This window comes from Kitasatospora sp. NPDC001175 (assembly GCF_053598215.1).
Map to the genome: position 1 here is coordinate 114,728 of NZ_JBSFJU010000019.1, position 18,738 is coordinate 133,465.

General features: G+C 73.3%; 17 protein-coding genes. 11 read left to right on the forward strand and 6 right to left on the reverse strand.

The window, feature by feature from the left end:
* Positions 1–194: 194 nt before the first annotated feature.
* The gene (locus ACWDAK_RS16760; protein ID WP_425557750.1) at positions 195–1,106 is read left to right on the forward strand and encodes a glutaminase; all 912 of its coding nucleotides are present in this window, start codon (positions 195–197) and stop codon (positions 1,104–1,106) included.
* A gap of 166 nt (positions 1,107–1,272) precedes the next feature.
* On the opposite strand, the gene ACWDAK_RS16765 is transcribed toward ACWDAK_RS16760, so the two are convergent.
* Positions 1,273–1,551, reverse strand: a complete 279-nt coding sequence (locus ACWDAK_RS16765; RefSeq protein ID WP_344638598.1) for an HPr family phosphocarrier protein — start codon at positions 1,549–1,551, stop codon at positions 1,273–1,275.
* Positions 1,552–1,968: 417 nt separating this feature from the next.
* Here ACWDAK_RS16765 and ACWDAK_RS16770 point away from each other — a divergent pair, with 417 nt between their 5' ends.
* The 4 genes from ACWDAK_RS16770 (at position 1,969) to ACWDAK_RS16785 (ending at position 7,289) form a co-directional block, all read left to right on the forward strand.
* Positions 1,969–4,719, forward strand: coding sequence for a bifunctional acetate--CoA ligase family protein/GNAT family N-acetyltransferase (locus ACWDAK_RS16770; RefSeq protein ID WP_427393777.1), 2,751 nt, complete (start codon positions 1,969–1,971; stop codon positions 4,717–4,719).
* Between the two features lie 101 nt (positions 4,720–4,820).
* Positions 4,821–5,411, forward strand: a complete 591-nt coding sequence (locus tag ACWDAK_RS16775) for a DUF5998 family protein (protein ID WP_344638599.1) — start codon at positions 4,821–4,823, stop codon at positions 5,409–5,411.
* 14 nt (positions 5,412–5,425) lie between these two features.
* Positions 5,426–6,589 carry an alkaline phosphatase family protein gene (locus ACWDAK_RS16780; protein WP_427393753.1) on the forward strand — a complete coding sequence of 388 codons (1,164 nt, stop codon included), beginning with the start codon at positions 5,426–5,428 and terminating at the stop codon, positions 6,587–6,589.
* Positions 6,590–6,632: 43 nt separating this feature from the next.
* Positions 6,633–7,289 carry a thymidine kinase gene (locus tag ACWDAK_RS16785; protein ID WP_344638601.1) on the forward strand — a complete coding sequence of 219 codons (657 nt, stop codon included), beginning with the start codon at positions 6,633–6,635 and terminating at the stop codon, positions 7,287–7,289.
* A 94-nt stretch (positions 7,290–7,383) separates the two neighbouring features.
* On the opposite strand, the gene ACWDAK_RS16790 is transcribed toward ACWDAK_RS16785, so the two are convergent.
* A complete protein-coding gene (locus ACWDAK_RS16790) occupies positions 7,384–8,115 on the reverse strand; it encodes a VOC family protein (protein ID WP_344638602.1) in 732 nt (243 codons plus the stop codon).
* A gap of 150 nt (positions 8,116–8,265) precedes the next feature.
* Between ACWDAK_RS16790 and ACWDAK_RS16795 the strand changes: the two genes are divergently transcribed.
* Positions 8,266–9,147 carry a sulfurtransferase gene (locus ACWDAK_RS16795; protein WP_344638603.1) on the forward strand — a complete coding sequence of 294 codons (882 nt, stop codon included), beginning with the start codon at positions 8,266–8,268 and terminating at the stop codon, positions 9,145–9,147.
* A gap of 129 nt (positions 9,148–9,276) precedes the next feature.
* Here ACWDAK_RS16795 and sepH read toward each other — a convergent pair whose 3' ends face one another.
* A complete protein-coding gene (gene sepH / locus ACWDAK_RS16800) occupies positions 9,277–10,335 on the reverse strand; it encodes a septation protein SepH (RefSeq protein ID WP_344638604.1) in 1,059 nt (352 codons plus the stop codon).
* A gap of 513 nt (positions 10,336–10,848) precedes the next feature.
* Here sepH and ACWDAK_RS16805 point away from each other — a divergent pair.
* Complete coding sequence (locus ACWDAK_RS16805; RefSeq protein ID WP_427393752.1) at positions 10,849–11,598, forward strand: hypothetical protein; 750 nt, start codon at positions 10,849–10,851, stop codon at positions 11,596–11,598.
* Between the two features lie 3 nt (positions 11,599–11,601).
* On the opposite strand, the gene ACWDAK_RS16810 is transcribed toward ACWDAK_RS16805, so the two are convergent.
* The gene (locus ACWDAK_RS16810; protein WP_344638606.1) at positions 11,602–12,915 is read right to left on the reverse strand and encodes a D-arabinono-1,4-lactone oxidase; all 1,314 of its coding nucleotides are present in this window, start codon (positions 12,913–12,915) and stop codon (positions 11,602–11,604) included.
* Between the two features lie 219 nt (positions 12,916–13,134).
* Positions 13,135–14,385: an MFS transporter gene (locus ACWDAK_RS16815; RefSeq protein ID WP_427393751.1), complete on the reverse strand. Its 1,251-nt coding sequence runs from the start codon at positions 14,383–14,385 to the stop codon at positions 13,135–13,137.
* A gap of 126 nt (positions 14,386–14,511) precedes the next feature.
* Here ACWDAK_RS16815 and ACWDAK_RS16820 point away from each other — a divergent pair, with 126 nt between their 5' ends.
* Together ACWDAK_RS16820 and ACWDAK_RS16825 are read left to right on the forward strand one after the other, a co-directional pair.
* Positions 14,512–15,648, forward strand: coding sequence for a ferrochelatase (locus ACWDAK_RS16820; protein ID WP_344638608.1), 1,137 nt, complete (start codon positions 14,512–14,514; stop codon positions 15,646–15,648).
* 45 nt (positions 15,649–15,693) lie between these two features.
* On the forward strand, positions 15,694–16,497 hold the full coding sequence (locus ACWDAK_RS16825; RefSeq protein ID WP_427393750.1) for an inositol monophosphatase family protein: 804 nt from the start codon (positions 15,694–15,696) through the stop codon (positions 16,495–16,497).
* Positions 16,498–16,729: 232 nt separating this feature from the next.
* Here ACWDAK_RS16825 and ACWDAK_RS16830 read toward each other — a convergent pair whose 3' ends face one another.
* Positions 16,730–16,915, reverse strand: a complete 186-nt coding sequence (locus ACWDAK_RS16830) for a hypothetical protein (protein ID WP_344638610.1) — start codon at positions 16,913–16,915, stop codon at positions 16,730–16,732.
* Positions 16,916–17,434: 519 nt separating this feature from the next.
* On the opposite strand from ACWDAK_RS16830, the gene ACWDAK_RS16835 reads away from it, so the two are divergent.
* Positions 17,435–18,088 (forward strand): response regulator transcription factor, encoded by a 654-nt coding sequence (locus ACWDAK_RS16835; protein WP_344638611.1) that lies wholly within the window; start codon positions 17,435–17,437, stop codon positions 18,086–18,088.
* A 56-nt stretch (positions 18,089–18,144) separates the two neighbouring features.
* Positions 18,145–18,738, forward strand: a 594-nt coding sequence (locus ACWDAK_RS16840) for a HAMP domain-containing protein (RefSeq protein ID WP_427393749.1), incomplete at its 3' end; no start/stop codon positions are given.

Here is an 18,738-nt window from a genome sequence, read left to right on the forward strand (position 1 = left end):
GGAGGCGGTGCCCACGCCGGACGAACCGGGAGTCGAGCAGGGGCCGCCCGGCGACGGCAGTGCGTACCGGGTCGGCGGGGCGCCTCGACGGTGGGTCCGTCCGACTCACCCGAGATGGGAGTGTCTCCACCGATGGGGAGGAATATCACCATTCCGGGCGGACCGGATTCCGGGCGGACCGGCAGAATGGCTGGGTGGACTACCAGCAGTTGTTGCACGACGTGATGGAGACGGCCCGCCGGGCTCCCGCGCGAGGTCGGCCGGCGGATTACATACCTGCGTTGGCGGAGGCGAACCCCGAGTCGTTCGGGATGGCCCTGGCCACCATGGACGGTGAGGTGTACGGGGCGGGGGACTGGGAGCAGCCGTTCTCGATCCAGAGCGTCTCCAAGCTGTTCACGCTGGCGCTGGCGCTGGCGGAGGGCGGCGACGACCTGTGGCACCGGGTGGGGCGGGAGCCGTCGGGCAACCCGTTCAACTCGCTGGTCCAGCTGGAGACCGAGGCCGGTATCCCGCGCAATCCGTTCATCAACGCGGGTGCGCTGGTGGTGACGGACCGCCTGCTGGAGCTGACCGGTGACGCGGCGGGTGCGGTGCGGGAGTTCCTGCGCGCGGAGTCGGGGAACGCGACCATCGGTACGGATGACACGGTGGCGGCCTCGGAGGCGCGCAGCGGCCACCGGAACGCGGCGCTGGCGCACTTCATCGCGAGTTACGGCAATCTGCGCAACCCGGTGGACAGCGTGCTGGCCCACTACTACGCGCACTGCGCGACCGCGGCGAGCTGCCGGGACCTGGCGCTGGCCGGACGCTTCCTGGCCCGGCACGGTCTGCGGGCGGACGGCTCGCGACTGCTGACGCGCAGTGAGGCGAAGCGGATCAATGCGGTGCTGCTGACCTGCGGGACGTACGACGCGGCAGGTGAGTTCGCGTACCGGGTCGGACTGCCCGGCAAGAGCGGGGTCGGCGGCGGAGTGCTGGCGGTGCTGCCGGGGCGGGGCGCGGTGTGCGTGTGGAGCCCTGGGCTGGATGCGGCGGGGAACTCGGTGCTGGGCGTGGCGGCGCTGGACGCGCTGACCACTGTGACGGGCTGGTCGGTGTTCTGACCTGCCGGAACGTTTCTGCCGACGGGACGGCCGGGTGGCGGGGCTGACCACCGGGGTCGGCCCCGCCGCGCAGGAACGTGGTGGACCCGAGAGAGCGTGCAGCCGCCGGGCTCCGGAAGGGTCCGGTGCCCGGCGGTGGCACGCCCGGGCGCCGGTGCCGCCCGGATCAGGCGGCGGGCAGCTCGTCGAGGCCCTCCTGGACCAGCTTGGCGAGACGGTCCAGGGCACCCTCGGCACCCTCGGCGTCGGAGGCGAGCACGACCGCGTCGCCGCCCTGGGCGCCGAGGCCCAGCAGGGCCAGCATGGAAGCGGCGTTCACCGGGTTCCCGCCTTCCTTGGCGATGGTGACCGGCACACCGACGGCGGTCGCCGCGCGGACGAAGACGGAGGCGGGACGGGCGTGCAGGCCCTCGACCCAACCGATGGTGACGCGGCGCTCAGCCATGAGACGTGCCTTTCAGGTGGTGCTGGGTGACCATGTTGTCTAGACCAGTGTTGCATGCGCGGGATGCTCCCGTGCCGGGTGTCCCGGACCTGAGACCGACCCGAGACCGACCCGCGCCGTCCGGGCCCGGCCGGCGACGGGCGGACCCGGTGAACGACTGCCCAGCGGCGGCTGCGCCACACCACACACCCGGTGCCGACCCGGGCCGTTCGGCCCCATCCGGCCGGGCCGGTACGGCCGGAGCCAAGCGGCCCGCCGCCGGATAACCTGACGAATGTGGACGACCCCCGGCCCTCGCAGCCGCCCAGCGCGCAACCCCCCGCCGACGCGGCCCGGCCCGGCGCCGAGCAGCCGAAGGCAGCCGCCCGGCCTGCCGAGGACCGGCAGGGCTACCCCCAGCACTGGGAGGCCGACGTCCTGCTGCGCGACGGCGGCACCGCCAGGATCCGGCCGATCACCCCGGCCGACGCCGACCGGCTGGTGGAGTTCTACGAGCAGGTCTCCGACCAGTCGAAGTACTTCCGGTTCTTCGCGCCCTACCCCCGCCTGTCCGACAAGGACGTCAGGCGGTTCACACACCACGACTACGTCAACCGGGTCGGTCTGGCCGCCGTGGTCAGGGACCGCTTCATCGCCACCGTCCGCTACGACCGGATCGACTCCGAGGGCCGTCCCTCCTCCGCGGGCACCGACGCCGAGGTGGCCTTCCTGGTGCAGGACGCGCACCACGGCCGGGGTGTGGCCTCCGCGCTGCTGGAGCACATCGCGGCGGTCGCCCAGGAGCGCGGCATCCGCCGGTTCACCGCCGAGGTGCTGCCGGAGAACCGCAAGATGGTGAAGGTCTTCACCGACGCCGGGTACGTCCAGCGGCGCAGCTTCGCCGACGGCGTGGTCCACCTGGAGTTCGACCTGGAGCCGACCGCAGCCTCGCTGGCGGTGATGCGGGCCCGCGAGCACCGCGCCGAGGCCAGGTCCGTGCAGCGGCTGCTCACCCCGCGCTCGGTGGCCGTCCTCGGGGTCTCCCGGAACCCGCAGTCGGTCGGCCGGGCGCTGCTGCGCAACCTCGCCGGCTTCCAGGGGCCGGTGTACGCGGTGAACCGCAGGGCCCCGCGCGGCACCGAGCTGGAGGGGGTGCCCACCCACTGCTCGCTGTCGGAGATCGAGGGCCCGGTCGATCTGGCGGTGATCGCGGTGCCCCAGGAGGCCGTGCCCGGGGCGGTCGCCGAGTGCGGCGCGCACGGTGTGCAGGGCCTGGTGGTGGTGACCGCCGGGTACGCCGAGACGGGCCCGGAGGGCCGCGACCGCCAGCGCGCGCTGGTCCGCCAGGCCCGGGCCGCCGGGATGCGGGTGATCGGCCCGAACGCCTTCGGCCTGCTCAACACCGACCCCGCTCACCCGCTCAACGCCTCGCTGGCCCCCATGCTGCCCGCGCGCGGTCCGTTCGGACTGTTCTGCCAGTCCGGGGCGATCGGGGTGGGGCTGCTGGAGGCCGCCCACCGCCGGGGCATGGGCATCTCCTCCTTCGCCTCGGTCGGCAATCGGGCGGACGTCTCGGGCAACGACTGGCTGCAGTACTGGGAGGAGGACCCGGCCACCGAGGTGGTGCTGCTCTACCTGGAGTCCTTCGGCAACCCGCGAAAGTTCACCCGGATCGCCCGCCGGCTGGCCCAGAGCAAGCCGGTGGTGGTGATCAAGGGAGCCCGGCACACCGGCAGCCTGCCGCCCGGGCACGCCGTCCAGCCTGCCGCCGGCGGACTGCGGGACGCCACGGTGGACGCGCTCTTCCAGCAGGCCGGGGTGCTCCGGGTGGGCACCATCACCGAACTGTTGGACACCGGCGAACTGCTCGCCGCCCAGCCTCTCCCGGCCGGCGACCGGGTGGCCGTGGTCGGCAACTCCGACTCGCTCGGCCTGGTCACCTATGACGCCTGCCTGAGCGCCGGGCTGCGCCCGCGCACCCCGGTTGACCTCACCACCGCCGCCACCGGGGAGAACTTCCGGATCGCGCTGGAGACCGCGCTGGCCGACCCGGACGTGGACGCGGTGGTCGCCGTCGCCATCCCGCCGATCGCCGCGCAGACCGCGATCAGCCCCGATTCGGGTGCCGACGAGCCGGAGTTCGCCGAGGGGATCACCGAAGCGGGCGCACGGGCGGCCGAGTTGGGCAAGCCGCTGCTGCTGGTACACCTGGCGCTGACCGAACTGCCGCGGCGGCTGCGGCTGGTGGGCATCCCGGCCTACCCGCGGCCGGAGCGGGCCGTGACGGCGCTCACCCAGGCCGTCCACTACACCCAGTGGCGCCGCCGCACCGCGGAGGCCGAGCAGACCGCCCGGGTACCCGAGTTCGACCGGATCGACGAGGCCGGGGCCCGCGTGCTGATCGCCGAGGCGCTGCGGACCGGTGCCACCGCCGAACCGTCCCGCGTCGCCGGCCGGGGCCCCGCGCGCCGCACCTCCGCTCCCACCCAGGCCGGCCCCGCGCGGATCACGCTCCCCGACGACCAGGCCGCCGCACTGCTCGCCCACTACGGCATCGACGTCGTGCCGACACTGCCCGCGCCCGACGAGGAGAGCGCCGCCCTGGCCGCCGCCGCCCTCGGCTACCCGGTCGCGCTCAAGGCCACCGCCGAGCACCTGCGCCACCGCCCCGACCTCGGCAGCGTCCGGCTCGACCTGACCGGCGAGCCGGGGCTGCGCCGCGCCTACCACGAACTGGACGCGCTGCTCGGTGGTGCCGAGACGGTCCGCCCGGTGGTGCAGCGGCTCGCCCCGCGCGGTGTGGACACCGTGATCGGCGCCACGGTGGACCCGGCGGTCGGCGCGATCCTCTCCTTCGGACTGGCCGGGGCCCCGGCCGAACTGCTGGGCGACGTCGCCCACCGGTTGATCCCGGCCACCGACCAGGACGTCGCCTCGCTGATCCGCGAGGTCCGCGCCGCTCCGCTGCTGTTCGGCTGGCGCGGCGCGGTGCCGGTGGACACCGACGCGCTGGAGGAACTGCTGCTGCGGGTCTCCCGGCTGGTCGACGACCTTCCCGAAGTCGCCTCGGTGGATCTCGAACCCGTGGTCGTCGCCCCGCACGGCCTTGCGGTCCTGGAGGCGTGCGTGCGGATCGCCCCGCTCCCCGTCCGCACCGATCTGGGCCCGCGAGCCATGAGCACCCTGTAACCTTCCTTGGTTGCGCCCACCAGTTCTCCCACGGGCGCGGAAGGCCGATCGCTCGGCTCAGTGCCGACCGCCTCGTCGGCGGGACATGCCAGGATGGAGCTATGGCGAAGACCGGTACCACCACCACGCAGGACCTGCGCTCAGCGATCGAGCGCAGCGGTTACTACCCCGCCCTGGTGTCCGAGGCCGTCGAGGCCGCGGTGGGTCCCGAGCCGATCACCTCGTACCTGGTGCACCAGGAGACCACCTTCGACGCCAACGAGGTGCGCCGGCACGTGACGGTGCTGGTGCTCACCCCGTCCAGGTTCGTGGTCAGCCACACCGACGAACAGTCCGGCGACGCCACCAGCCCGGTGCCCTACGCCACCACCTCCACCGAGTGCGTCCGGATCGACCGGATCAACTCCGTGGTGCTCAGCCGCATGGTGGCCAACCCCGAGACGTACACGCCCGGCACGATGCCCCGCGAGGTGGTGCTGACCATCGGCTGGGGCGCCGTCCAGCGGCTCGACCTGGAGCCGGCCGGCTGCTCCGACCCCAACTGCGAGGCCGACCACGGCTACACCGGCTCGGCCACCGCCGACGACCTGTCGCTGCGGGTCAGCGAGGCCGGGGACGGCCCGGAGACGGTGGCCCAGGCCCTGATCTTCGCGCGCGCCCTGTCCGAGGCGACCATCGCCAACCGGGCCTGAGGCGCACGTCACCCATGTCGCACCTGGACTACGACTCCTTCGAGATCCTCGACCCCTCCGGCGCCCCCGTACCGGCGTACGGGCACGGTTCGCTGGCCGACCTGCTGCCCGCCGTGGCGGCCGGGCTCGGCGTACCCGGTTTCCGGAGCGGGCTGCCGCTGGTCCCGGCCGACCGGGTCTGCGTGTTCCTGGTCGACGGCATGGGCTGGGAGCTGATCGGGCGTCACCCCGAGTGGGCGCCGTTCCTCAACTCGCTGATGGCGGGCGGTCGGCCGATCACCGCCGGGTTCCCGTCCACCACCGCCACCTCGCTGGCCTCGGTCGGCACCGGCCTCACCCCCGGTGTGCACGGGCTGGCCGGCTACACCGTGGCGGTGCCCGGCGCCGGTCATCTGATGAACCAGCTCCGCTGGCAGCCGTACGTCGAGCCGGGCGACTGGCAGCCGTACCCGACCGTTTTCGAGCAGGCCGACGCGGCCGGGGTGGCGACCTGCCAGGTCTCCTCCCCGCTGTTCGCGCAGACCCCGCTCACCCGGGTCGCGCTCTCCGGCGGCACCTTCCTCGGCCGCACCACCGCCGAGGAGCGGATGGACGTCTCCGCCCGGTGGCTGGCCGAGCACGACCGGGCCCTCGTCTACACCTACGTCAGCGAACTCGACGCCGCGGGCCACCGCTACGGGGTCGACTCCGACGAGTGGCGCCTGACCCTGAACACCGTGGACCGCCTCGTCCAGCGGCTCGCCGAACAACTCCCGCCGCGCTCCGCGCTGTACGTCACGGCCGACCACGGCATGATCGACATCGTCCCGGAGAACCGGATCGACTTCGACGAGGACTGGGAGCTCAGCGCGGGCGTCGCCCTGCTCGGCGGCGAGGGCCGGGCCCGGCACGTCTACGCGGTGCCCGGCGCGGCCGACGACGTGCTCACGGTCTGGAGCGAGGTGCTCGGTGACCGGATGTGGGTGGCCGGCCGGGACGAGGCGATAGCCAATGGCTGGTTCGGCCCGGTGGTCGACGACCGGGTCTACCATCGGATCGGCGACGTGGTCGCCGCGGCCCGGGACGACATCGCGGTGATCGCCTCCCGCACCGAGCCCGGCGAGTCCTCGATGATCGGCCTGCACGGCTCGATGACCCCGGTGGAGCAGCTGGTGCCGCTGCTCGAAGTCCGCGCCTGAACCGCCCCCACCCGTAGTCTTCCGAAAGGCCTCCGCTCCACCCATGGCTGACCTGGTGTTCTTCTCCGGCACGATGGACTGCGGCAAGTCGACGCTCGCCCTCCAGCTCGACCACAACCACGCCGCCCGCGGCCGCAAGGGGATCATCTTCTCCCGCCATGACCGGGCTGGCGCCTCCACCATCTCCAGCCGCCTGGGCCTGCGTGCCGACGCCGTCGAGGTCACCGAGGACTTCGACTTCCACGCCTACGTGGTCCAGCTGCTCTCGGCGGGCGGCAAGGTCGACTATCTGATCTGCGACGAGGCCAACTTCTACGCCGCCGAGCAGGTCGACCAACTCGCCCGTGTGGTCGACGAGTTGGGCATCGACGTGTTCACCTTCGGGATCACCACCGACTTCCGCACCAAGCTCTTCCCCGGCTCCCAGCGCCTGATCGAGCTCGCCGACCGGGTGGAGATCCTCCAGGTCGAGGCACTCTGCTGGTGCGGCGCCCGGGCCACCCACAACGCCCGAACCGTCGGCGGCGTGATGGTGGTCGAGGGTGCACAGGTCGTGGTCGGCGACATCGCCGTCAGCGAGAGCGAGGTCGGCTACGAGGTGCTCTGCCGCCGCCACCACCGACGCCGCCTCACCGCCGCGGCCGCCCGCACCTCGGTCCTCTCCCCGGACGTCCTCCCCTTCGAGGAGCAGCGCGCCTGAAGTCAGGGGGCGCAGGCGGTTCCCCGGGTACGACGGGGAGCGGTGCCCCGGTGGCGGGCCGGTCGCACGGCCCGCCCGGGCCGCGTCCGGTCGGTCAGGGGAGTTGGACGACCGAGAAGCGCCCGCCCTGCGGGTCGGCCAGCCTGGCCACCCGCCCGGCCGGTCCGTCGTGCGGGGCCACCAGCACCGAACCGCCCAGTGCCACGGCCTGAGCTGCCGTCAACTCGACGTCGGTGACCGCGAAGTGCACCCGCCACCGCGGCGGACCGTCCCTGAGATCGGTGCTGTGCCGGATGTCCGCCATCGCTGCCACCGCCTGCTGCTGCGGCACGCTCGGCCCGAACACCAGGCGGTAGAACGCGGTGGCCGACTGCTCGTCAGCGGTGAGCAGTTCGCTCCAGGCGGGCGCGCCGGGCTCGTCCACCACCTCCCAGCCGAGGTGCTCCTCGCCCTGCCAGAGGCCGAACACCGCACCCCACACATCGGCGGCGATCGCCAGCCGTCCGGCCCGCTCGGCCTGCAACGGCCCGACCGCGACCGTGCCGCCGCACTCGCGGATCCGCTGCGAGACCAGGTCGGCGTCGTCCACCGCGAAGTACGTCGTCCATTCCACGGGGCGGCCGGGACCGGGAGGAGTGACACCGATTCCGGCGACCTTGGCACCGTGCAGGGTGGCCCGCGCGTAGGAGCCGAGATGGATCGGGCCCGGCGTGAACTCCCAGTCCAGCAGGGCTCCGTAGAAGGCCGTGGCCCCCTGGTGGTCGCTGGTCATCAGGCTCACCCAGCAGGGCGTTCCCTGGGCCAACCGCACCGTCACCGCAGTCATCGCGTACCTCCTCGCCGGGGGCGGTCGGCGGGGCCGCCGCGCGTCCCACGGTGATCGTTCCACCTTTTGCCCGCCGCAATCGGCTGACCGCGCGGCGTGAGTAGGCAAAGACCGTACAAAGAGCGGAGTCGCGCGGGTCACAATGGCTGCATGACAGCCGAACCCACTGATGGCTTGGACCAGGAGCGCCCGCTCGGCACCTCTCCGCTGATCTCCGTCGGCGAGTTGGCGACGGCCCTCGACTCCGCGGACCCGCCGGTCCTGCTCGACGTCCGCTGGCAGCTCGGCGGCCCGCCCGGCGCCGATGAGTTCGCGGTCGGGCACCTGCCGGGCGCCCAGTACGTCGATCTGGACGACGAGTTGGCCGCGCCTCCGGGCACCGCCGGCCGCCATCCGCTGCCCGATCCCGAGGTGTTCGGCGCGGCCGTGCGCCGGGCCGGCGTGAGCGCCGACCGTCCGGTGGTGGTCTACGACGCCGGGCCCGCGACTTCGGCCGCCCGCGCCTGGTGGCTGCTGCGCTGGGCCGGCCACCGGGACGTCCGGGTACTGGACGGCGGCCTGGCCGCCTGGCGCGCCGCCGGCCTGCCCGAGAGCACCGGGCAAACCCCGGCCCGGGAGGGCGACTTCAAGCCCGCCCCCGGCCAACTGCCCGTCCTGGACGCCCGGCAGGCCGCCGCACTGGCCCGCACCGGACTGCTGCTCGACGCCCGGGCCGGCGAGCGCTACCGGGGCGAGGTCGAGCCGGTCGACCCGCGCGCCGGGCACATCCCGGGCGCGGTGAGCGCCCCCACCACGGAGAACGTCGGCCCCGACGGACGCTTCCTGCCCGCCGCCGCGCTCGCCGAACGCTTCCGCTCGCTGGGCGTGGGCGAGCGCGAGACCGGGGTCTACTGCGGCTCGGGGGTGACGGCCTCGCACGAACTGTTGGCCCTCGAGGTGGCGGGCTTCCGGGCCACGCTCTACCCGGGGTCCTGGAGCGAGTGGTCCGGCGACCCGGACAACCCGGCGGCCACCGGCCCCCTCCCCGGCTGACCGGCCGGGCACGACCCAGGGCGCGGGACCGCGTGCCCCCGGAAGCCGCGCCCGGTGTGAAGAAAGCCCGTGCCCTCGTCCCGCACGGATCGTCGTTCCGTGCGGGACGAGGCGACGGGGGCTACTGCCTCAGTCCTGCTTCTTGCGACGACTGCCGAAGACGATCTCGTCCCAGCTCGGCACGGTGGCCCGTCGGCCCGGACGGACGCCGTCCGCCTCGGCCTGGCGGTCCGTGGTGCCCACCAGCCGTTCGCGGTGCGGGGAGACCGCGCGCGGCATCAGGATGTCCGCGTAGGCCGACCCCGCGCCGACGCTGGCCGCCGGGGCGGCATGCTCCTCCGCCTCCTCGGCCTCCTCCACCTGGACCGGCTCCACGGCCGGAACGGTGAGTTCGCCGCGGAACGCGGGCACCACGTCCAGCAGGCTGGTCAGCGAGTCCCGGCCGTCGGCCGTGGCCTCGCGGACCTCGCGGCCCGACATGATCCGGTCCGCCGAGGGACGCTCGATCATCGGGCGGGCCGGCCGGTCCTGCGGGAGCCGGGCGATCCGCGGGATGAACGGGAAGACCGAGTCCTCCTCGCGCTCGACGCTCTCGCCGATCAGCGATCGGGCTTCGTCGTCGTTCGGCTGCACCAGGCGGCGCGGCGGGTCATAGGTCCAGCTCGCGCTGCGGCCCTCGCCGTCGGACCGGTAGTAGAGGATGACCTCCCAGGTGCCGTCGTCGCGGCGCCAGGAGTCCCACCGCTCGGTGTCCTTCTCCGCCGCCCGCAGCGCCAGGCGCTCGGCGACGGCCTCGCCGAGCTGTGGCCCGGTGGGCTCGCCGTGGCGGCGGATCGCGGTCTTGCGGGCCCGCTCGGCCATGAAGGCGCGCTCGGCCAGCACCGGCCCCTCGAAGCGCCGCACCCGGTCCACCGAGATGCCCGCCGCCTGGGCGACCTCCTCAGCGGAGGCACCGGCTCGTATCCGCGCCTGGATGTCCCTGGGCCGCAGGTGGCTCTCGACCTCGATCTCGATCTGGCCGAGGCGCGGCCGGTCCCCGCGGATGGCGGCGCGCAGCCGCTCGTCGATGGGAAGGGTGTACTCCGTGCTGTCGGCAGCCTTGAGCACCAGCCGTGTGCCGTCGTTGCTGACGGCCACAACCCGCAGTTCGGGCACGGTTACCTCCCGGGTGGTGCCTGCCGACGTCACCTGCGTCGCTGCTCCCGTACTGAGTGTGGCCTGCCCACTCGCGAGTGGCCACAACCTTGCTGAGTTACTCGGCGTGTCGTGCTTTCGCCCGGACCCGCCCTTATGGCACGGTTGCCTGTTGCCACGTCGCCGGTCGACGTCGCGCCCGTATGCCCCGGTCGCCGTCTGACGGAGTGTCGACAGGTCGACGAAAGGCTCAGGCCCCACGAACAGTACTCCATTCGTGGCATCCACAGGGGCGGCACGCCGCTCAAGTCTCCCGCGATTCACGGGAATCTCAAGGGCGGGCACTCCAATGGCCGACCGCCGATCAGCGGACGGTGATCATCTTCACATATATCGACCGCTGAGAACCAGATTTTCGCCCCTTGTGTCCTTCTTTGTGCAAGATGGAGGGACTTGTCGATGTCGAGTCGTGCCGACCGAGGGATGTTGATGCCGCAGCAGCGCGGGCAGGGCGGGCCGCAGACCGCCGAGCCACCGGCGACCGGACGTGCACGGATCGATCTGACTGTGGCTCAGGTCGCAGCCAGCGCCCTGGCCGCGGTGGTCGGCGCGGTGCTCGCCTCGGAACTCGGCGTGTACGGCACGATCCTCGGCGCGGCGGTGGTCAGCACCGGCGCGACCACCGGGGGTGCGCTCTTCCAGCACCTGTTCAAGCGGACCGGCGAGCAACTGCGCAGCGCGGTCGACCGGGGACCCGGCGCAACCGTCAACCGCCTCCGGCAGGTACCGGCGGGCGAGCCGGCGGAGATCTCCCCGGAGTGGAACGCCCCGGAGTGGAACGCCCCGCAGACCGTCCGGGCCAGGCGGCGCTGGACCTGGCGGACGTACTCGGTGGTCTCCGGACTGGTCTTCGTCCTGGCGATGACGCCGATCCTGGCGGTGGAGCTGATCGCGGACAAGCCGATGCACTCCATCGTCACCGGCGACGGCCACTCCTCCGGTACCTCCCTCAACCCGGGCCGCAGGCCTGCACCGTCCGTGCCCGCCGACCGCCCCTCGGCCGGCGGCACCGCCGACCCCTCGGCCGCGCCCTCCGGCGCGCCGGCCGACAGCCCGGGCGCGACGCCGAGCGGACGGCACTCGCCCTCGGCCACGCCTTCCCCGGCCCCGAGCGGCTCGCCGTCCTCCTCGCCGACCGCCGAGCCGAGCACGCCGCCGGCACCGAGCCCGAGCTCCGGCACCACCACGGGTACGGGCACGGACGACGGTGCCGGCCAGCGCGACCGGGGAGCCGGGACAGCCGCCCCGACCCCCTGAGCGCTACTCGCCGAGCACCCGGCGCAGGTAGGGGTTGGCGAACAGCCGGCCGGGATCGAGCCGGTCGCGCAGCGCGGTGAACTCGCCGAAGCGCGGGTAGACCGAGGCGAGGTACTCGGCGTCCCTGGTGTGCAGCTTGCCCCAGTGCGGGCGGCCCTGGTGGGCGGTCATCAGTCGCTCGACCTCGGTGAAGTAGCCCTGCTCGGGGGTGCCCCGGTAGAGGTGGACGGCGATGTAGACGGTGTCCCGGCCGCTCGCGGTGGAGAGCCAGAGGTCGTCGGCGGGCGCGATCCGCACCTCGACCGGGAAGCTGATCCGCCAGTTCGAACGCTCGACCAGCGCCTTCAGCTCGCGCAGCACGGTGGTGGCCGCCTCGCGCGGCACGGCGTACTCCATCTCGACGAAGCGCACCCTGCGGGGACTGGTGAACACCTTGTACGCGAGGTCGGTGTAGGTCCGCTCCGACCAGGCCCGGCCGGCGAGCTGGGCGATGGCGGGGACGGCGGCGGGGAAGGTCCGGCCGATCCGGCAGGCGCCCTCCCAGACGGTGTTGGAGAGGAAGTCGTCCTCCAGCCAGGACTTGAACGGCGGCAGCGGCCGGGCCCGGCCCTGGCTGCGGTTGTTGCGCTTGGTCGAGCAGAGCTCGGTGTGCGGGAACCAGTAGAACTCGAAGTGCTCGTTGACGGTCGCGAACTCCTCGAAGCGGTCCAGCACCCGGTCGAAGCGCATCGGCTGCTCGTGCGCGGTGAGCAGGAAGGCCGGTTCGACGCCGAAGGTGAGTGCGCTGACCACGCCGAGCGCGCCCAGGCCCAGCCGGGCGCCCTGGAACAGTTCGGGGTCCTCGGTCGGCGAGCAGGTCCGGACGGTGCCGTCGGCCAGCACGATCTCCAGCGCCCTCACCTGGGCGGCCAGTGAACCGGAGTCGCGGCCGGTGCCGTGGGTGCCGGTGCTGGTGGCGCCGGCGACGGTCTGGACCTCGATGTCGCCCATGTTGGTGAGTGAGAGGCCGGCCGAGGCGAGCAGCTGGTTGAGGGCGGAGAGCGGCAGGCCGGACTCCACGGTGACCGTCCCGGCCGTGCGGTCCAGCTCCCGTACCGCGGTCAGCCCGGTGGGCCGGACGAGGACACCGTCCCCGGCCGAGGCGATCGCGGTGAACGAGTGGCCCGCACCGACCGCCTTGACCGTCCGGCCCTCATCGGCGGCCCGCAGGACTTCCTTCGCCAGCTCGGCGGTCGAGGCCGGGGAGACCACCCGGCTGGGGCGGGCGCTCTGGTTGCCGGCCCAGTTGCTCCAGCGGGTGGTACTGGCCTGCGGCATACGGCTGCCTCCTGCTCCGGTGCCGGGACGGCTGCGCCCCGAGCACGTCCTACCACTGAGTACGGGGAGCGTAGCCACTGGCCCTACCAAGGTCCATGGAGCGGACCGAACCAGGGGGTCGCGGCCCCCGGCGTGCGGACGGTCGTGCGGATCGGGGCGGCGCCGCGTGCTCGGATCGCCACCGGGCTGTGCGGTCCGCCGCGCCCCGGGCGGCGGCGTTCAGCGTTGGAGGGCGACCTCGCCGGCGGCCGGCACGGCGGCCGTGGTCAGGCCCGAGCGCAGGCGGTGCAGTCCGGCGAGGGCGGTGAGGGCACCGAAGAGACCGGCCCCGGCCGGCACCCAGTAGCCGGCCGGGGCGCCCGCGGCGTCCACCGTCCAGCCCGCGACCGAGGATCCGAGGGCGGCGCCCAGCGCGAGTCCGGTGGTGGTCCAGGTCATGCCCTCGGTCAGCTGGTTGGCCGGAACAAGCCGTTCGACCAGGGCCATGGCCGTGATCAGGGTCGGTGAGATGGCGATCCCGGCCAGGAACAGCGCGGTGCCGACCGCGACCAAGCCGGCGGTGCCGTGCAGCCACTCGGCGGCCAGCAGCGGTGCCACCATGCTGACCGCCATCAGGACGACCCCGCCGAGGAAGCGGCCGGCTGGCGAACCGTTGAGCTTCAGCGTCCCGAAGACCACCCCGGCCAGGCCGGAGCCCAGTGCGTACACCGCGAGCACGAGGCTGGACATCGCCTTGTGCCCCTGCTCCTGGGCGAAGGCCACGGTCACCACCTCGACCGAGCCGAAGATCGCACCGGTGGCCACGAAGGTCAGCACCAGCACCTCGAGCCCGGGCGAGAAGAGCGCCGACCGGCCCGAGTGGTGGGTGGCCGGGTGCACCGGCGGCTCGGTGCGGCGCTGCGAGGTGAACAGCACCACCCCGGTGACCAGGAAGACCCCGGCCAGCAGCACGCCCGCCTCGGGGAAGACCGAGGTGGCCAGGCCGATCGAGAGGATCGGGCCGACGATGAAGCAGATCTCGTCCACCACGGCCTCGAACGAGTACGCGGTGTGCAGCTTGGGCGGCTCGCCGCTGTACAGGTGGGCCCACCGGGCCCGGACCATCGAACCGGTACTGGGCATCACGCCCATCCCCGCGGCGGCCGCGAACAGCGTCCAGTCCGGAGCCCCCGTGCGCGCGCAGAGCAGCAGCGCGACCGCGGCGACCACCGTCAGCCCGGTGGCGGGCAGGGACACCCGGCGCTGCCCGTAGCGGTCGACCAGCCGGGAGACCTGCGGGCCGAGCACCGCCGCCGACAGAGCCAGGACGGCGGAGACCGCACCGGCGATCCCGTAGGAGCCGCGGAGCTGGGACAGCATGGTGACGATGCCGATCCCGGTCATCGAGATCGGCAGCCTGGCGATCAGACCCGAGGAGGAGAAGGCCCGAGTGCCCGGAGTGGCGAATATCTGGCGGTAGCTGGACAGCACGCAGGGCTCCGCTGGAGTGGGGGTAAGGAACGAGTCTCGACTAGACAGCTTACGAACGGTGGCAAGCGATTACCCGCCGGCGGACCTGCCGCCGGGTGACGGGACGGTGGTGGGAGGATCGGTGCCATGCCCGACTCGCGCACCCTCACCGACCCTGCGCCCTACGACGCGCTGCTCCTGCTCTCCTTCGGCGGCCCCGAGGGCCCCGAGGACGTGGTGCCGTTCCTGGAGAACGTCACCCGCGGCCGGGGCATCCCCAAGGAGCGTCTCGCCGAGGTCGGCAAGCACTACTTCCTGTTCGGCGGGGTCAGCCCGATCAACGAGCAGAACCGCGAACTGCTCGCCGCGCTGCGCGAGGACTTCTCCGGGCACGGTCTGGACCTGCCGGTGTACTGGGGCAACCGAAACTGGGCGCCCTACCTGGTCGACACCCTGCGGGAGATGGCGAGCGACGGCCACCGCCGGATCGCCGTCCTCGCCACCAGCGCGTACGCCGGGTACTCCGGCTGCCGGCAGTACCGCGAGAACCTCGCCGACGCCCTCGCCACCCTGGCCGAGGAAGGCCTGCCCGAGCTGCGCGTCGACAAGCTGCGGCACTTCTACAACCACCCGGGTTTCGTCCAGCCGATGATCGACGCCACCCTGGCGGCGCTCGCCGAGCTGCCCACGGCGGTCCGCGACCGGGCGCACCTGGCCTTCACCACCCACTCCATCCCGGAAGCGATGGCCGAGACCTCCGGCGCCCCCCAAGACCCCGCACGCGGCCGGCCCGGCGGCGCGTACGTCGCCCAGCACCTGGACGTCGCCCGGCTGATCGCCGCCGCAGTCGAGGAGGCCACCGGGGTGGCCGACCGCCCCTGGGAGCTGGTGTACCAGAGCCGCAGTGGCGCCCCGCACGTCCCGTGGCTGGAACCGGACATCTGCGACCACCTGGAGAGCCTGCACACGGCGGGCGTCCCGGCGGCCGTGATGGTGCCGATCGGCTTCGTCTCCGACCACATGGAGGTCAAGTACGACCTCGACACCGAGGCCGTCGCCAAGGCCGCCGAACTCGGCCTGCCGGTGGCCCGGGCCGCCACGGTGGGTGCCGACGCCCGCTTCGCGGCGGCCGTGCGGGAGCTACTGCTGGAGCGCGCCGCCGTCGAGCGCGGCCTGCCGGTCGAACGCCGCGCCCTCGGCGGGCTCGGCCCCAGCCACGACGTGTGCGCCGTCGCCTGCTGCCCCAACCCGCGCGCCCCGCGCCGTGCGGCGGCCGAGATCTGACGCCCGCCCCCCGGGCGCCCGCCGCCCAGGACTGGAAGGAACCCCATGCCCAACCCCGAGCTGCTCGCCGAACTCCTCGACGTCGCCGTTGACGCGGCCACCCGTGCGGGGGACCTGCTCCGCGACGGCCGCCCCGCCGACCTCGGCGTCGCCGCGACCAAGAGCAGCCCCGTGGACGTGGTCACCGAGATGGACCTCGCCTCCGAGAAGCTGATCCTGGAGCTGATCGGCCGACGCCGTCCTGAGGACGGCTACCTCGGCGAGGAGGGCGCCGACCACCCCGGCAGCAGCGGGGTGCGCTGGGTGGTCGACCCGCTCGACGGAACGGTCAACTACCTGTACGGACTGCCCTCCTGGGGGGTCAGCGTGGCCGCCGAGCTGGACGGGAGGGCGGTGGTCGGCGTGGTGGCGGTGCCGGCCAGGGGCGAGCTCTTCCAGGCGGTGCTCGGCGGCGGGGCCCGCCTCGACGGCCGGCCGATCTCCTGCCGTCCGGCTCCGCCGTGGGGCCAGGCGTTGGTCGGCACCGGTTTCAACTACGTCCGCGAGGTGCGCGCCCACCAGGCGCAGGTGCTGCTGGCGCTGATGCCCGAGGTGCGTGACATCCGGCGGGCCGGCGCCGCGGCCGTCGACCTCTGCGACCTGGCGGCCGGCCGGCTGGACGCCTTCTACGAGCGCGGACTGAAGCCCTGGGACATGGCCGCTGGGATGCTGATCGCCCGCGAGGCCGGGGCCCTGGCCGGCGGACGTCCGGGCGAGGAGCCGGACGGAGACCTCGCCGTCGCCGCGCCGCCCGGGGTCTTCGAACGGCTCCAGTCCCGGCTGGACGCCCTCGGCGCCTGGCACGACTGACCTGCCGTGGCACTCCCCGAGGGGCTCTGGGCCCCAGGACCCGGCCCGGCGGACGCACGGCGCCAAGGTGACGCCCGGGTGAACGGACCGGGCCGGTGGCACGGGCAAACGCGCTGACACGGGCAGGCGAAAGGCCCTGGCACACCGAGCGGTGCCAGGGCCTGGCCTTCAGCTGCCTGGGAGGGCTCCCGGGGCGGGTGGTGCGAGTGCGCGGCGACCGGTAGCGGCCGGCTCAGGCGGCGGAGCGGTGGATCTCGCGGACCGGGTCGATGCCGTGCTCGGCGGCGAGCCGGCGCAGATCGTCCAGCTCCGACTGCTCGACCTCGGCGAGGAAGTCGTCACCGGCCTCCAGGGCGCGGTGCAGGTCCTGTTCGGTGTTCTTTATGCGCTGCAGGATTCCGGCGGTGAAGGCGTCCATACGAGCCCCCTTGCTGTGTCGGACGGGCACGGTCCGGCGTTCCCCGGCGTCGGGGAGGACGGCGGTCAACGGATACGCCCCAGCCGGCGGCTGCTCTCCGGTCGGGCGCGGAGACGGCCTCGAAGCCGCTCCCGGTGACACCGAGTCCCCTGAGCCGGTGCGGATGAACGCACGGCGGGTGGTGGTGGTCGCGACCGGCGTTCGGCCCGATCGCGGGTGTGAAGCTTGTCCTCCCCACGGGTGAAGGCGGGAAACCTCACGATCCGAGAAAGTTGCCCGCGTCACAGTCCAATCGGCAGGGGACCCTGCTGTTTCAAGCCGCCCGGGCGCCCCGGAGCCGGCCGCTTACCGCTGCTTTACCGGCCGACCAGGCAGGATGGGAACACCGTCGGATCCGTGTGCCGGCTCCCGGGCCGATGACGAGCCCGGGCTCCGGACGTGTCGGCTCCGCGCCCGGCGCCAGGAGGCCCGAACGGGCGGGCCACGGCGGGGCCGCTCAGGAAAGAAGGGACAACCATCGTGCGGGTACTCGTCGTGGAGGACGAGCAGCTGCTCGCCGAAGCCGTCGCGACCGGCCTGCGCCGCGAGGCGATGGCCGTGGACGTGGTGTACGACGGTGAGGCCGCGCTCCAGCGCATCGCGATCAACGACTACGACGTCGTCGTACTCGACCGCGACCTCCCGCTGGTCCACGGCGACGACGTCTGCCGCAGCGTCGTCGAACAGGGCCTCGCCACCCGGGTGATCATGCTGACCGCTTCCGGCGACATCAGCGACCGGGTCGAGGGCCTGGAGATCGGCGCCGACGACTACCTGCCCAAGCCGTTCGCCTTCAGCGAACTCGTCGCTCGGGTGCGGGCACTCGGCCGCCGCGCGACCGTCCCGCTGCCGCCGATCCTTGAGCGGGCCGGCATCACGCTCGACCCCGGCCGCCGCGAGGTGCTGAGGGACGGCAAGACCGTCCAGCTCGCACCCAAGGAGTTCGCCGTGCTGGAGGTCCTGATGCGGGCCGGCGGCGCGGTCGTCTCGGCGGAGCAGCTGCTGGAGAAGGCCTGGGACGAGCACACCGACCCGTTCACCAACGTCGTACGGGTCACCGTGATGACCCTGCGCCGCAAGCTCGGCGATCCGCCGGTGATCGTCACCGTGCCCGGCTCCGGCTACCGGATCTGAGCCGACCGGCCCCACCCCCGTACGACCGCACAGCGCAGATCCCGGAGAGGACAGTCATGACCACCCCGCCGCCCCCCACCGGCGGGGCCCCCGGCACGCCCGCCGGCGGCCCGGTCCGGGTCCCCCCCAAGCCGGCCCACTCGCCGGCCGCCTCCGCGGAGCAGCCCGCCCGCAGGCCCGAGCAGTTCGCCCCCTACACCCCCGGCGACGGACTGCTCAGCTGGTTCCAGCTGCGGCCCACGATCCGGATCAGGCTCACCCTGCTGTACGGCGGGATGTTCCTGATGGCGGGCGTGGTCCTGCTGGTGCTGATGTACTTCTTCGTTCGGCAGGCCTTCCACGACGCCCTGTTGCCGACCTTCGGCTTCGACCAGGGCGGCGCCACCGTCAACGGCCGGGTGATGACCTCCCAGCAGTTCAACGACCAACTGGTCCAGATGCAGGAGCTCAAGTCCAACGCGGCCCTGACCGTGCTGCTGCGCAAGTCGCTCACGGTGCTGGTGTGCCTGGCGGTGATCGCCTTCATGGCCGGCTACGCGATGGCCGGCCGGGTGCTGCGTCCGCTGGGGCGGATCACCCGGACCGCGCGCGAGGTGGTCTCCTCCGACCTGCACCGCCGGATCCAGCTGGACGGTCCGGACGACGAGCTC